This window comes from Bradyrhizobium sp. SZCCHNS1022 (assembly GCF_032484835.1).
Classification (GTDB): Bacteria; Pseudomonadota; Alphaproteobacteria; order Rhizobiales; family Xanthobacteraceae; genus Bradyrhizobium.
Genome location: NZ_JAUETT010000004.1, coordinates 66,761 through 81,287, shown reverse-complemented (window position 1 = coordinate 81,287; position 14,527 = coordinate 66,761). Strand labels below are relative to the sequence as shown.

Annotated in this window: 12 protein-coding genes; 9 read left to right on the top strand and 3 right to left on the bottom strand. The window is 64.5% G+C overall.

Features of this window, described 5'->3' with window-relative positions:
* Window positions 1-68: 68 nt before the first annotated feature.
* Window positions 69-2,273 carry an amylo-alpha-1,6-glucosidase gene (locus tag QX071_RS23300; protein ID WP_315707027.1) on the bottom strand — a complete coding sequence of 735 codons (2,205 nt, stop codon included), beginning with the start codon at window positions 2,271-2,273 and terminating at the stop codon, window positions 69-71.
* 105 nt (window positions 2,274-2,378) lie between these two features.
* Window positions 2,379-4,142 (bottom strand): ABC transporter ATP-binding protein, encoded by a 1,764-nt coding sequence (locus QX071_RS23295; RefSeq protein ID WP_315707028.1) that lies wholly within the window; start codon window positions 4,140-4,142, stop codon window positions 2,379-2,381.
* Between the two features lie 451 nt (window positions 4,143-4,593).
* On the opposite strand from QX071_RS23295, the gene QX071_RS23290 reads away from it, so the two are divergent.
* The gene (locus tag QX071_RS23290; RefSeq protein ID WP_315707029.1) at window positions 4,594-5,664 is read left to right on the top strand and encodes a glycosyltransferase family 4 protein; all 1,071 of its coding nucleotides are present in this window, start codon (window positions 4,594-4,596) and stop codon (window positions 5,662-5,664) included.
* Window positions 5,665-5,718: 54 nt separating this feature from the next.
* On the opposite strand, the gene QX071_RS23285 is transcribed toward QX071_RS23290, so the two are convergent.
* Entirely contained in the window at window positions 5,719-6,774 is a 1,056-nt protein-coding gene (locus QX071_RS23285; RefSeq protein WP_315707030.1) for an isocitrate/isopropylmalate dehydrogenase family protein, read from the bottom strand.
* Between the two features lie 172 nt (window positions 6,775-6,946).
* Between QX071_RS23285 and QX071_RS23280 the strand changes: the two genes are divergently transcribed.
* From QX071_RS23280 to soxA, 8 genes are all read left to right on the top strand, one after another.
* Window positions 6,947-8,353, top strand: coding sequence for an MFS transporter (locus QX071_RS23280; protein ID WP_315707031.1), 1,407 nt, complete (start codon window positions 6,947-6,949; stop codon window positions 8,351-8,353).
* 167 nt (window positions 8,354-8,520) lie between these two features.
* Window positions 8,521-8,970, top strand: a complete 450-nt coding sequence (locus QX071_RS23275) for a (2Fe-2S)-binding protein (RefSeq protein WP_315707032.1) — start codon at window positions 8,521-8,523, stop codon at window positions 8,968-8,970.
* Window positions 8,971-8,980: 10 nt separating this feature from the next.
* Window positions 8,981-11,164 (top strand): xanthine dehydrogenase family protein molybdopterin-binding subunit, encoded by a 2,184-nt coding sequence (locus QX071_RS23270; RefSeq protein ID WP_315707033.1) that lies wholly within the window; start codon window positions 8,981-8,983, stop codon window positions 11,162-11,164.
* A gap of 54 nt (window positions 11,165-11,218) precedes the next feature.
* Window positions 11,219-12,502, top strand: coding sequence for an NAD(P)/FAD-dependent oxidoreductase (locus QX071_RS23265; protein ID WP_315707034.1), 1,284 nt, complete (start codon window positions 11,219-11,221; stop codon window positions 12,500-12,502).
* Window positions 12,489-12,938 (top strand): sulfur oxidation c-type cytochrome SoxX, encoded by a 450-nt coding sequence (gene soxX / locus QX071_RS23260; RefSeq protein WP_409977539.1) that lies wholly within the window; start codon window positions 12,489-12,491, stop codon window positions 12,936-12,938. The genes QX071_RS23265 and soxX overlap by 14 nt, the downstream gene beginning before the upstream one ends.
* Window positions 12,939-12,944: 6 nt before the next feature.
* A complete protein-coding gene (locus QX071_RS23255) occupies window positions 12,945-13,433 on the top strand; it encodes a SoxY-related AACIE arm protein (RefSeq protein WP_315707035.1) in 489 nt (162 codons plus the stop codon).
* The gene (soxZ, locus tag QX071_RS23250) at window positions 13,433-13,750 is read left to right on the top strand and encodes a thiosulfate oxidation carrier complex protein SoxZ (RefSeq protein WP_315707036.1); all 318 of its coding nucleotides are present in this window, start codon (window positions 13,433-13,435) and stop codon (window positions 13,748-13,750) included. Before QX071_RS23255 ends, soxZ begins: the two co-directional genes overlap by 1 nt.
* Window positions 13,747-14,526 carry a sulfur oxidation c-type cytochrome SoxA gene (gene soxA, locus QX071_RS23245; protein WP_409977533.1) on the top strand — a complete coding sequence of 260 codons (780 nt, stop codon included), beginning with the start codon at window positions 13,747-13,749 and terminating at the stop codon, window positions 14,524-14,526. Before soxZ ends, soxA begins: the two co-directional genes overlap by 4 nt.
* The last annotated feature ends 1 nt before the right edge of the window (window position 14,527 follow it).

The following is a 14,527-nucleotide window of genomic DNA, read 5'->3' as shown; positions in this document are numbered from 1 at the left end:
TGCGAGCAGCGATGTGACAAAGGCGATGTGACAGCGGCGCATGCGATCTCCCGGGCTCCTGTCAACCGTCAATGCGCAAGCACGATCGAAACCTGGATCTGTCCGCGCCGGCGCAACACCTCCAGGGAGACATCCTCGCCGTGACGGCGCAGGCGCAGATCCACCATCGAGGATCCGAGTTGCAGATCACGCAGCACGACCCAATCCAGAAACGCCGGCAGCCGCGGGTTACGCAGCCGGATCTCACCTCTGACCGCATCGAACTCCAATCCGAGCGAGGCTTCCAGCAAGGTGAGCGGGGTTGCGCTGGCCCAGGCCTGCGGCACACAGGCGACCGGGTACAGCGTCGGCCCGCGGTTTCTCTCCCGGCGGAAACCGCAGAACAATTCCGGCAACCGGCGCAGGTCCATATAGGCTGCGGCGTCGAACAGGCCCTTGAACACCCGCTCGACCGCATGTTTGAAACCGTAGCGCGCCAGCCCAAGCGCGATCAGGGCATTGTCGTGCGGCCAGATCGAGCCGTTGTGATAGGACATCGGATTGTAACGCGTCTCACCATAGGCCACGGTGCGAATGCCCCAGCCCGAGAAGAAATGCGGCCGCATCAGATCTGCAGCGACTTTACGGGCGCGATCGTCGCGCGCCATGCCGCTAAACAGGAGCTGACCTGCATTCGAGCTGCGCACGCGACATGGCTTCTTTTCGCCGTCGAGAGCGAGGGCGTAAGTGTTGAGTTCATCGCACCAGAAGGCGTCCTCAAAACGGACGGCAAGACGCGCCGCCTGGGCTTCGAGCCCGTCGGCAAACTCCGACTTGCCGAGATGCCGCGCGGTGCGCGCCGCCAGCAGCTTGCCGGCGAACACATAGCCCTGCACTTCTGCAAGCGCGATGTAACCTTCCGCGAGCCTGCCGTCCGCATGAAAGACCGCGTCGTAGGAATCCTTCCAGCCTTGGTTGGCGAGGCCCTGCTCGGAGGCGCGCTGATATTCGACGAAGCCGTCGCGATCGGGATCGCCAGGTCCATCGATCCATCGTAGGCCCGCCTCGATCGCCGGCCATAGCTCGCGGAGCGTATCAATATCGCCGGTCCGCTCGTAATAGAGCCCGGCGAGCAGGACGAACAATGGCGTAGAATCGACGCTGCCATAATAGCACGCGAACGGCACCTCGCGCAGCGCTGCCATCTCGCCCCCCCGCATCTCATGCAGGATCTTACCGGGCTCTGCGTCGGCAAGCGGGTCGGTCTCCTTGGCCTGATAGAAGGCGAGCCGGCGCAAAACGCCACGGGCGATCCGCGGATCCACCCACAGCATCTGCATCGCCGTAATCAGCCCATCGCGGCCGAACGTGGTCGAGTACCAAGGAATGCCGGCGTAGGGGTAACGGCCCTGCGGCGTATCGGTCATCAGCATGTTGAGGTCGGCCATGGCCTGGCATAGGACCTCGTTGAAGATGTCATTGGAGGTCTCGATGCAGGTCGCGCCAGAGCTGCAGCGGCGCATTTCGCGACGATGGGCGAGCAGACTGCGGAAGAACCGTCCCGACCGCTCGCCGGCCGGTGTATTGCAGGAGACCGCTACGAAGAGAGAGGTCGTTTCGTGCGGCGCCAGCTCCAGATGATAGGTTGCCATATTGACCAAAAGCCGCGTCGGGCGCGGGTCGAAATTGAGAGCCGTCGTCCGCGTGACGCCGTCGAGCCCACGATATTCGAGCCGCACGCCCGCCGGCCCGTCCAGTTTGCTCGAACTCGTCCCGCGACGCCGCCGAGTGGTGCCGCGGACCTCAAACAGGTCGGCGAAGTCGTTGTCGAAGGTCAGCTTCAAATCGAAGGAGGCGCGGCGGTCACCGTGGTTTTGTATCCCAATCCGCTGGTAGGCCGTGCCGCGCCAGAGGAAGATCGTGCGCACGATGTGCAGCATGTCCTTCGACATCACCAGGCGGCCCTGGTTGTAGACATCGGGATTGGTCAGATCGACGGTGAATGCCGAATTGTCGTCACGCAGGCTCGATCCCAACAACAGCGGCTGGACCTCGTCCAGCATCAGTTCGAGCCGTGCCAGATAGCGCGTGTCGGCATTGAAGAGTCCGTCGGGGCCGCCGGCCGACGCGCCGATGTCGCCATGGTCGTCCAGCACGATGAAGGTGTCGTCATGCTTGAGCGAGCGCCGCGGCCTCGCCGCGGGCCCCATCATCGGAATATAGAAGGGCTGCTCGGCCACAGCCTCGTCGGTGCGCGCCGTCGATGAAAGCTTGCTTGCCACTTCGGCCGACATCTTGACCTCGTGCGTTGTTGGATTGCGCTTTGAGTGGAGGCAATGAACGCAAAACGGATGAGCGAGGTGTCCCCTTCTACACCACGCTCATGTGTCGTGCATCGGTCAGGCCGCGAATTTGGCGAGCCGGCTCATTTCCTGGGTCACAAGCTCGCGATAAGGCCCCTCGCCCTGCATCAGGCGGTCCGGCGGACCGTCCTCGAGAATCCTGCCGGCCTTCAGCACCACCACGCGATCGAAGTTCCGCAGGGTGGTGAGCCGGTGCGCGATCGCGACCACGGTCCGTCCGCGCATCAGGCGGTTCAGCGCCTCGCGGACCGCTTCTTCGGATTCGCTGTCGAGCGCGGCGGTGGCCTCGTCGAGCAGCAGGATCGGAGCGTCCTTGAGGAAGGCGCGCGCGATCGCGATCCGCTGGCGCTGGCCGCCGGACAGCTTGACGCCGCGGTCGCCCACCATCGTCTGCAGACCCTCGGGCAGGCTGTCGACGAAGTCGCAGCGCGCAGCGATGGCGGCCCGCAGCACCTCGTCGTTGGTCGCATTCGGGCGGCCGTAGCGGATGTTCTCCAGAATCGAGCGGTGGAACAGCGAAATGTCCTGCGGCACCACCGAGATCGCCTCGCGCAGGCTCAGCTGCGTAACCTTCGCGATGTCCTGACCATCGATCGTGATATTGCCGCCTTGCGGATCGTAGAACCGCTGCAGCAGCGTGAACAGGCTGGACTTGCCGCCGCCGGATTGGCCGACCAGGCCCACCCGCTGTCCCGGCTGCAGCCGCAGCGTGAAGTTCTCGAAGATCTTCTGGCCGCCGGGATACTGGAACGTGATGTTGTTGAAGGCGATCGCGGCCCCGCTCTTGGCCAGCGGCTCGGCGTCGGGATGATCGCGCAGTTCGTGCGGCTGCAGAAGAGTGGCAATCGCCTCGCTCATGCGCGCGACGTGCTGGGTGACATCGACGAGAGCCACCGCGAGATCACGAGTCGCGTTCAGAATGCAGAGACCTAGCGTGCACACCAGCACGACGTCGCCCGTGGTCGCGCCACCCTTCTGCCACAGCGAGATCACCCAGGCCATCAGGGCGATCGTAAGTACGATCGTGACGGTCGCGTGCAGGACGCGCAGCTTCTCCAGATAACGAAGGCTGCGGCCGCGCGCGATCAGTTCTTTGTCCACGGTGGCGTCAAAGCGGTCATGCTCGTGACGCAGACCACAGAACGCCCGAACCAGCGGCATGTTGGAGATCACATCCACCATTTCGCCGTCGACAATCGCCGCCTTGTCGGCGAAGTCGTCGTGCAGCGGCTTGCCCGCGGCAGCGAGGCGGAACATCGCAAACACCATGGCGGCGGCGATCAGGAGCATCCCCGCAGCCATGGCCCCGCTCACGGTTCCAATCAGGACGATGGCCGCTATCGTCGCGAGGCACGGCGGCAACACATTCCACATGAACATGTTCTCCACCGTGAACACGGCATTGGACGTTGCGGTGATACGGCTCGACAACATGCCGGGAAGCCGGTCACCGAAATAGCTCGGGGAATGTCCGGTGAGATGGCGAAAGATGTCACGGCGCAAATCGCCGGTGACGCGGACAAACGTGAAACTCGCGATCCAGCTCGCCACGCGCCACAAGATGTTGTCGGTCGCAATCAGTGCCATCAGGACGGCAAAGGCGGTCCAAACCTGCCCCACGCCCCCAGGTCCCGCCGACAGGCTGTCGACTAGAAATTTGACGCCATATTGCGTTCCCACCGAGCAGGCAACTGCCCCGACAACGGCCGACAGGATCGTGAGGTGTGAGACAGGGCGCTGGCGCAGATAGCGCACGACGAAGGGAAAAGGTCGATGCGCGTAACCTGAAAGCTGGTCCATGTGATGTCCGTTTTGGGCTGATGAGGAACTAGCCCGGGCCCCGAGCAGATCAACGACGAACTCATTTGTTCGGTTCCACTCGCGTGGCGGATCGGACATTCGCGACAGTAGGGAGGCGAGTTCTGATAGCGAATGTCAGATCCAAAGCCAAACTATAATCTTGAATCTGCTAGTGTTCTTCGATCCTGACGCTCGTCAATGAGCGCGCCACGAAATGATACGAACGTCAGAACCGTGACACTTGCATCTCCATCGAAGCGGCGTCCCACGCACGCAGCCGACTGGCTTCGGCGGACGAGATGGCATCAATGAGACCTCGGGTGGAAACGTTGTGGCGGAGAAACAATGATTGTTGAAGGGAACTTCGCAGATGCGAATACGTTCTCGCTTTCGTCGACGCCGGTGCCAATCGGGGGATCTTCATCCATGATCAGAGACGGGAGACGGTGAGATGCGCATTGCGCAGATTGCTCCATTGACGGAGGCTGTACCTCCGAAGCTCTATGGCGGCACCGAGCGGGTGGTTCATTGGTTGACCGAAGAGCTGGTCGCGCTCGGCCATGACGTCACCCTGTTTGCAAGCGGGGATTCACAGACGTCGGCGAAGCTGTGTGCGACATGGCCGCGGGCGCTGCGCCTCGACGGCTCGGTCCGCGACCCCAATGCCCTTCACATGGTGATGTTGGAAAACGTGCGGCAGCGATGCGACGAGGAGGAATTCGACATACTGCACTTCCATCTCGACTATTATCCGTGGTCGCTGTTCTATCGCCAGCCGACACCGTTCCTGACGACGCTGCATGGCAGGCTTGACCTGCCCGAGCATCAGCCGGTGTTCTCCGCGTTCAAAGACGTTCCGGTGGTTTCGATCTCGGATGCGCAGCGCCGCCCCGTGCCGAACGCGAACTGGGTCCGCACCGTGCTGCATGGCCTGCCGGAGATGCTGCTGAAACCGAAGGCCGCGACGCCGAGCTATCTTGCCGTACTCGGCCGCATCGCACCGGAAAAGGGCGTCGACCGCGCGATCAAGATCGCAATGCGCTGTGGCATTCCGCTCAAGATTGCGGCCAAGGTCGACCGCGCCGACCAGGATTATTACGATCAGCTCATCTATCCCCTGATCAACGGCAATCCGCTGGTCGACTATATCGGCGAGATCAGCGACAACGAAAAGGCGGAATTCCTCTCCGGTGCCCTCGGGCTGTTGCTGCCGATCGACTGGCCCGAACCGTTCGGCCTGGTCATGATCGAGTCGATGGCCTGCGGCACACCTGTAATCGCCTACAACCGCGGCTCGGTGCCGGAGGTGATCGACGACGGCATCACCGGCTTCATCGTCGAGGACGAGCTCAGCGCGGTCGCAGCCGTCGGCCGGCTTGCCGATCTCAGCCGCGCCCGTGTGCGCGCGCAGTTCGAGCGCCGTTTCACGGCTCGGCGCATGGCGCTGGACTATCTCGCCGCCTATCGCAGCCTGATGAATGAGGCGGAGCCGCGCATCAAGCTCGTCAGCAGTGCCGAATAGCACACCACATACGTAATGGCAGGGCCGGATCAATTCACGGTCCGGCCCTTCGCGTTACGTCAATCGTGCGGCGATCGCAGCGCCCGCCGCCGCGGTGCCGAGCGTGCCGCCGATGTCGCGGGTCGCCTGCCCGTCCGCGATCGCCTTCGCCACGGCGCGTTCGATCGCGGCGCCTGCGGAGACGAAGCGAGGTGCGCCGATACGGTCGCCGTGCCAAGCCAACAGCAGAGCGGACGAAAGAATAAGTGAGACCGGGTTGGCGACGTCCTGCCCGGCGATATCGGGCGCCGAGCCGTGGGCGGCCTGCGCCATGGCATGATCCGCGCCCCTGTTGAGCGAGCCCCCGAGCCCTAGACTGCCGGATAGCTCGGCGGTGAGATCGGACAGGATGTCGCCGAACATGTTGGTGGTGACCAGCACATCGAAGCGGCCCGGCTCGCGCACCACATGCGCCATGACGGCGTCGACGAGCACCTCCTCCACCACGAGGCCCCGATAGCCGAGCGCCATCTCCCGGCAGACGTCGAGAAACATTCCATCGCCCATTCTAAGGACGTTGGCCTTGTGGACGATCGTGAGCCGCTTGCGCCTTGCCATGGCGAGATCGCAGGCAACCTTCGCGATGCGCTCGCAGCATTGCCGCGTGATCCGCCGCAGCGAGACCACGACGTCAGCCGTGACCCGCAGCTCGGCATTGCCTTCCTCCATGTTGCGGTCGGCGTAGAACCCTTCGGTATTTTCGCGCACCACCACCAGATCGAATTCGCCGACGCGGCCGGGACGGCCGGGATAGGTCCGGGCCGGGCGAATATTGGCGAACAGATCGAGGTTCTTGCGGAAATAGCGCGACGGGTTGATCTCGCCGCGCGCCTCGTCCTTGAAATCGAAAGTCGCGCTCGGCCCCAGGATCAGGCCGTCGGCGCCGCGGACGATGTCGAGCAGGTCAGGCCGCACGGTGGTGCCGAATTGTGCGAGGCTTGCATGGCCGACCGCGTGCTCCTCGAGCACCAGGCCGAGCTGAAATTGTTCGGAGGCCGCGCGCAGCACCTGGCTGGTCGCCGCTGCAATTTCCGGCCCGATGCCATCTCCGGGCAGAACCACGATCCGCATCGCTCACCTCTCCATGTCTGGAATTCGCGTTGTTTGAACATGGGGATCGCTGCCGCGCCACTGCCGGTAGAGCGACATCCGCGCATACGGCCATGCGCTGGGACCGCTGGGGAAACCGACGGCTCCGTAGTACATCGCCACATCCGCCGCCGGCATACCCCAGGGCTCTTGCATGTCCAACCGCCACCACGCCCCAAAGCATGCCGCGACCGGCGAGACGGCCTCCGACGGCTTGCCGGAAGGACGGAGGCGCTGGGCGATCGCCGCCATCTTCACCGCGCTGGCAATGGCCTCGCTCGACACCGCGATCGCCAATATCGCCCTGCCCGCCATCTCGTCGGACCTGCGCGTCAGCGCTGCTGATGTCGTCTGGGTGGTCAATATCTATCAGATCGCGCTGGTCGCAACCCTGCTGCCGTTGGGTGCGCTCGGCGAGATCGTCGGCCATCAACGCATCTATCTGGGCGGGCTGGTGCTGTTCACCCTGGCGTCGGTCGGCTGCGCACTCGCCTGGTCATTGCCGAGCCTGGTCGTGGCCCGCGCGCTGCAGGGCTTGGGGGCCAGCGGCATCATGAGCGTGAACACGGCGCTGGTGCGCTATGTCTATCCCGGCAAGATGCTGGGGCGCGGCCTCGGCCATAATGCGCTGGTGGTCGGGATCGCCTTCACCTTCGGGCCGACGATCGCTTCAGGCATTCTCGCGCTCGGCTCCTGGCCCTGGCTGTTCGCGGTCAACCTGCCGTTCGGCCTGGTCGCCATCATCATCGGCTTGAGGATGCTACCGCGGACGCCGCGCGCCGCGCACGGCTTCGATTTTCTTGGCGCCGCCTTGGCGGCCGGCTGCCTTGGCCTCTTCATCACCGCCATCGGCAGCGCCGCTCACGGCGCGGCTCCGCTCGCGGTCGTGATCGAACTCGCCGGCGCGGTCGTGCTCGGCTTGATCCTGAACCGGCGCCATGCCGAGCATCCGGCGCCGATGCTGCCGATCGATCTGTTCCGCCGCGGGATGTTCGCGCTGTCGGCGGCAACCGCGGTCTGCTCGTTCTCGGTCCAGGGTCTCGGCTTCGTGTCGCTGCCCTTCTATTTCGAGGACATCCTGCATCGCTCGCAGGTCGAGACCGGCTTCTTCATGACGCCGTGGCCGCTGGCGGTTGCGATCATGGCGCCGATCGCCGGCCGGCTCTCCGACCGCTTCCCGGCCGGTCTGCTCGGCGGCATCGGCCTCGTCCTGCTCGGCCTTGGCATGGCGCTGCTCGCGCTCTTACCTGAGAACCCAAGCATCCCAAACATCGTCTGGCGCATGCTGATCTGCGGCATCGGTTTCGGCTTCTTCCAGGCTCCCAACATGAAGGCCATCATGTCGAGCGCACCGCCGCACCGCAGCGGCAGCGCAAGCAGCATCGTCGCAACCGCCCGGCTCACTGGCCAGACCACAGGGGCGGCGCTCGCTGCGCTCTGCTTCAGCCTGGCGGGCCACCAAGGCGCAACGCTGGCCCTGGCGCTGGGCGCCGGATTTGCCGCGCTCGGCAGCGCCATGAGCTTCCTGCGGCTTGCCGTGACACCGCCGCGGAACGCATAGGCGGTCGCTGCTCGCACGCACACAACGGCTCAACGTGATTGCGAACACCGCACGATCACGTCTCTTCCGCGACTCAAACGCATATTCTTGATTTGAAGGATTCCAGGCTTCGGGCCACAGTGCCGCCATTAGTTCAACGGGCGCGTTGAACGAACCGGGGACATGCGATGGCAAACCTCACGATCAATGGAAAATCCTACACGCTCGATGTCGAGCCCGATACGCCGCTGCTCTGGGCGATCCGCGAGAACGCCGGACTGACCGGAACCAAATATGGCTGCGGCATCGCACAATGCGGCGCCTGCACCGTGCATCTGGATGGCGCCGCGGTGCGCTCCTGTGGAGTCACCGTTTCAGAAGCGGATGGCAAACAGATCACCACCATCGAAGGTCTGGCGAGCGAGGGCGCCCTGCACCGGGTGCAGCAGGCTTGGCTCGACAACGACGTGCCGCAATGCGGCTATTGCCAGACCGGCATGATCATGGCGGTGGCGGCGCTGCTCAAGGACAATCCGAAGCCGACCGACCAGGACATCAACGACAACATCACCAACATCTGCCGCTGCGGCACCTTCCAGCAGGTCCGCGAGGCGATCCATGCCGCGGCGAACGCATAAGGAGGCGATCATGAACCAGCACGTGACGCCTCGGCTCAATCGTCGCGCTTTCGTGATCGGCACGGCCGCACTCGGCGGTGGCTTCGCACTCGGGCTCGACATCCCCTTCGGGGGACCTCAAATGGCACGCGCCGCCGACGGCGCGCCGGAGGTCAACGCCTGGGTCGTGATCCGGCCTGACGACACCGTCGTGATCCGGATCGCCCGCTCCGAGATGGGCCAGGGCACCTTGACCGGCCTCGCGCAGCTCGTCGCCGAAGAACTCGCCTGCGACTGGAGCAAGGTGACGACCGAATATCCGACGCCCGGACAGAACGTCGCCCGCAAGCGGGTCTGGGGCGACTTCTCGACCGGCGGCAGCCGCGGCATCCGCGCTTCGCAGGATTATGTCCGCAAGGGCGGCGCCGCCGCACGCATGATGCTGATCCAGGCCGCGGCAAACGAATGGAAGGTGCCGGCCTCCGAATGCGCCGCCGCCAACAGCATCATCTCCCACACGCCCTCAAAGAGGAGCACGACCTACGGCAAGGTCGCCGAAGCTGCCGCGAAGCTTTCGCCGCCGGCAGACGTCAAGCTGAAGGATCCGAAGGATTGGACCCTGATCGGCAAAGGCGTGAAGCGGCTCGACACCGCCGACAAGGTCACGGGCGCCATGACCTACGGCATCGACGTCAAGCTGCCCGGCATGCTGAATGCCGCGATCAAGGATTGCCCGGTCACCGGAGGCAAGCTGAAGAGCTACGACGAGGCCAAGATCGCCGGCATGAAGGGCGTCAAGAAGGTGGTCGCCGTCGACGGCACCGCGGTGGCCGTGATCGCCGACACCTGGTGGCATGCGAAGACGGCGCTCGATGCGCTGCCGATCGTCTGGGACGAAGGCCCGAACGCCAAGGTGTCCTCCGCCTCGATCGCGCAATGGCTCGCCGAAGGTCTCGCCTCCGGTCCGGCCTATGTCGGCAACGAGAACGGCGAGGTGAAGGCCGCGCTCGCCGGCGCGGTCAAGAAGGTCGAGGCCGTCTACAACTATCCCTATCAGAACCACGCCAATATGGAGCCGATGAACGCGACCGCGCTTTACACGGCCGACAAATGCGAAGTGTGGTGCGGCACGCAGAACGGCGAAGCGGCATTCGCCGCGGTGCTGGAGGCGACCGGCTTGCCGGCCGACAAATGCGAGGTGCACAAGATCATGCTCGGCACCGGCTTCGGCCGGCGTGGTCAGACCGACTATGTCCGTCAGGCCGTGCTGATCGCGAAGCAAATGCCGGGGACGCCGATCAAGCTGCTCTGGTCGCGCGAGGAAGACATGACGCACGGCCGCTATCATCCGATCACCCAGTGCAAGCTGACCGGCGGCTTCGATGCCGACGACAACCTCACCGCGCTGCATATCCGGATCTCCGGCCAGTCGATCCTGTACAGCCTGCGCCCCGACGCGCTGGTGAACGGCAAGGACCCAGCGACCTTTGCCGGGTTCAATGCCTCGGGCGATGCGATGATTGGCTATTCGGTGCCGAACCTGCTGATCGAGCATTCCATGCGCAATCCGCACATCATCCCGGGCTTCTGGCGCGGCGTGAACGTGAACCAGAACGCGATCTATCTGGAATGCTTCATGGACGAACTCGCCAATGCGGTCGGCCAGGACCCACTCGAGTTCCGGCGCAAACTGATGAAGGACCATCCGAAGCACCTCGCGGTGCTGGAGGCGGTTGCGGACAAGATCGGCTGGGGCACGGAAGCGCCGCAGGGCGTCTATCGCGGCCTCGCCCAATTGCATTCCTATGGCAGCTATGTCGCGGCCGCCGCCGAGATCTCGGTCACGGACGGCACCAAAATAAAGGTGCATCGGATCGTGGCGTCGACCGACCCTGGCTACATCGTCAATCCGGCGCAGGTGGAGCGGCAGATCGCGGGCTCCTTCGTCTATGGTCTGAGCGGTCTCTTCTATGGCGGCTGCACCGTGAAGGACGGCCGCATCGAGCAGACCAACTTCGACAGCTACAATTCGATGCGCATCAACGAGATGCCGAAGGTGGAGTCGATCCTGATGCCGAGCGGCGGTTTCTGGGGCGGGGTCGGCGAGCCCACCATCAGCGTCGCTGCTCCGGCGGTGCTGAACGCCTATTTCGCTGCCACTGGCAAACGCATCCGCTCGGTGCCGCTCCGCGACCAGAACATCAGCTTCGCCTGATACGAGCCGGCGGCGGCCTCACGCTCGATGCCGCCGCCGTGATATGCTGGCCTCATGCCGAATGATCCGAAACAGGCGCTGACGCGCAGGCAGGTCGTAGCCGGAATGGCCGTGACCACGAGCGCCGTTGCTTATCCCCACGTGTTGAGGGCGAAAGCCTCGGCGCATGTCGTCGTGATCGGCGGCGGCTTTGGCGGCGCCAGCTGCGCGCGGACGCTGCGCTGGGCGAATCCGAATCTCGACGTGACGCTGGTCGAGGCCAACCCGACCTTCACCTCCTGCCCCCTGAGCAACGAGGTGATCGCCAGCCTGCGCGACATCACCGCACAGCAGTTCACCTACGACAAGATCGCAAATGAAGGCGTGCGGGTGATCGTGCAGGCGGCGACCACGGTCGATGCACACGCGCACAGGGTGACGCTCGCCGACGGCAGCGCGCTCAGCTACGACCGTCTGGTGCTCTCGCCCGGCATCGATCTCGATTTCACGGCGTTGCAAGGCTATGACGAGACAGCGTCGGCCAGGATGCCGCATGCCTACAAAGCCGGCGAGCAGACACTCTTGCTGCGGCGGCAGATCGAGGCGATGGAGGATGGCGGCACCGTCGTGATCGCGGTGCCCGCCAATCCCATGCGCTGCCCGCCCGCGCCATACGAGCGCGCCAGCCTGATCGCGCATTATCTCAAGGCCAACAAGCAGCGATCGAAGGTGCTGATCCTCGATGCCAAGGACACGTTCTCGCAGCAGAAGCTGTTCGAGCAGGCCTGGGATCAGCTCTATGGCGGCATGATCGAGCGCATCTCGCTGTCGCAGGGCGGACGCGTCACCGCCGTCGACGTTACGGCCGGTACCATCGTCACCGAGTTCGGCAACTACAATCCGCAAGTGGCGAACATCATCCCGCCGCAGAAGGCCGGCCGCATTGCCGCACTTGCCGGCGCGGCCGATCACACCGGCTGGTGTCCGATCGATCCCGTGACGTTTGCATCGAAGCTCGTCCCCGACATTCATGTGATCGGCGATGCCTGCCTCGGCGGCGGTATCCCGAAATCGGCGGCGGCGGCGCAGGCGCAGGGCAAAGCTTGCGCCGCAGCCATCGTCGCGCATCTCGCGAGCAAGGCGCCGGAGACGCCGACGCTGACCGGCATCTGCTACAACATTGTCGCGCCCGGCTACGGGTTCTCGCTGGCCGGCGTCTATCAGCCCAAGGGCGAGATCTTCGCCGAGGTCGAAGGCAGCCGCACCAGCCCGCTCGATGCGCCACGCGAGATGCGCGCCAAGGAGGCCGCAACGGCCGAGACCTGGTTCAAGACCTTAACGGGTGATGCGTTTGGTTAGGCGGTTGGTTGCGATCGTCGTGCTGGCAGCCGCGCTGTCCCATATGGCGTCTGCGCAGACGCGCACGTCCGCCACGATCACCGGCGACGGAATTGCCGAGTCGCTGACCGGACGGCCGGGCGATGCGGCACGCGGGCGCGCGCTGGTGGTGGACCGCACGACCACCTGCATCCTCTGTCATTCCGGTCCGTTCCCGGAACTGCGCTTTCAGGGCGATCTCGCGCCCAATCTCGCGGGCGCCGGCGGCCGCTGGACGATTCCGCAGCTGCGGCTGCGCCTGGTCGATGCGTCCAAATTCAATCCGGACACCATCATGCCGTCCTATTATCGCATGGACGGGCTGACACGGGTCGGCCGGAATTGGCAAGGCAAGCCGATCCTCGATGCGGAACAGATCGAAGACATCGTCGCCTATCTCGCAACCTTGCGCGACTGAGACCATATGAACCGGATGGCCATAACGTCACAAGTTTCACGTCGTCACGTCCTGCAGTTTGCAGGAACGGCGGCGCTGTGCGGCGGCTTGCCGATCGTCACTGTCCGTCGCGCCGAGGCAACGCCGGCGATGCTGAACTCGGCGATCCGCAACCTGGTCGGCGAAGCGAGCGTCCAGCAGGGCAAGGTCAAGCTCGAGATCCCGCCATTGGTCGAAAACGGCAACACCGTGCCGATGACGGTCAGCGTCGACCATCCGATGACGGATGCGGACCACGTCACGAGCATTCACGTTTTCAACGAGAAGAACCCGCAGCCGAACATCGGCAATTTCTATCTGACGCCGCGGGCGGGCCGCCCGCAGGTCACAACCCGCATTCGGCTCGCCGACAGCCAGAAGGTGGTCGCGATCGCCAAATTGTCGGACGGCTCGTTCTGGTCGACGAGCGTGGACGTGATCGTGACGCTCGCCGCCTGCACCGAGGAGGTGCCGTGATGGCAGCCCTGGTCAATGTGCCCCCGAAAGCCAAGCGCGGCGCAGTCATCGAGATCAAGACCCTGATGAGCCACATCATGGAGCCGGGCTACCGCCGCACGGCCGCCGGCGAGATGATTCCGCGCGACATCATCACCAGCTTCACCTGCCGCTTCAACGGCGCCGAGATCTTTCGTGCCGATCTGTTTCCGGCGATCGCAGCCAATCCCTTCCTGTCATTCTTCACGGTCGCGACGGAGAGCGGCAAGTTCGAATTCGAATGGATCGGCGACAACGGCTTCGTCGCCAATGCCGCCGCCGCAATCACGGTGGAATGATGCGGCTGCGCGCTGCGGTTCTCGCCTTCGCTTTGCTCGGCACCCTGCCGGCGCTGGCGACGGAGATCCCGTCGGCCGAGCGACGCTCGGGCGCCAGCTTCATGTCTTCGGACACGAAGAAGATGCAGGATGACGACACCGCCAATCCCGGCATGCTCGCGGTCCTCGAAGGCGAAACGCTATGGACCGCCAAGCAAGGCGATGCCGGCAAGGCCTGCGCCGATTGTCACGGCGACGCTGCGTCCAGCATGCAAGGCGTGGCCGCGCGCTATCCCGCCTTCGACTCCAAACTTCAGCATCCCGTCGACCTGGAAAGCCGCATCAATCTCTGCCGCCGGGATCACCAGCAGGCGCCCCCGTTTCCAGCCGAGAGTCATGAGCTGCTCGCATTGACAGCCTATGTCGCGCGGCAATCGCGCGGGCTGCCGATCACGACAGGCGACGATCCCGCCCTCGAGCCTTATATCGCCAAGGGCCATGATCTGTTCGTGCAGCGCGAGGGCCAGCTCAATCTCGCCTGCGCCAATTGCCACGACGACAATTGGGACAAGCACCTTGCAGGCGCCGCGATCACGCAAGGACAGCCGACCGGCTATCCGATCTACCGGCTGGAATGGCAGGCGATGGGCTCGCTCGCCCGGCGCATCCGCGGTTGCATGACCGGCGTGCGCGCGCAAGCCTTCGACTTCGGCTCGGACGAGATGGTCGCGCTCGAACTCTACCTGATGTCGCGCGCCCACGGCATGACGCTGGAGACCCCGGCCGTGCGGCCGTGAG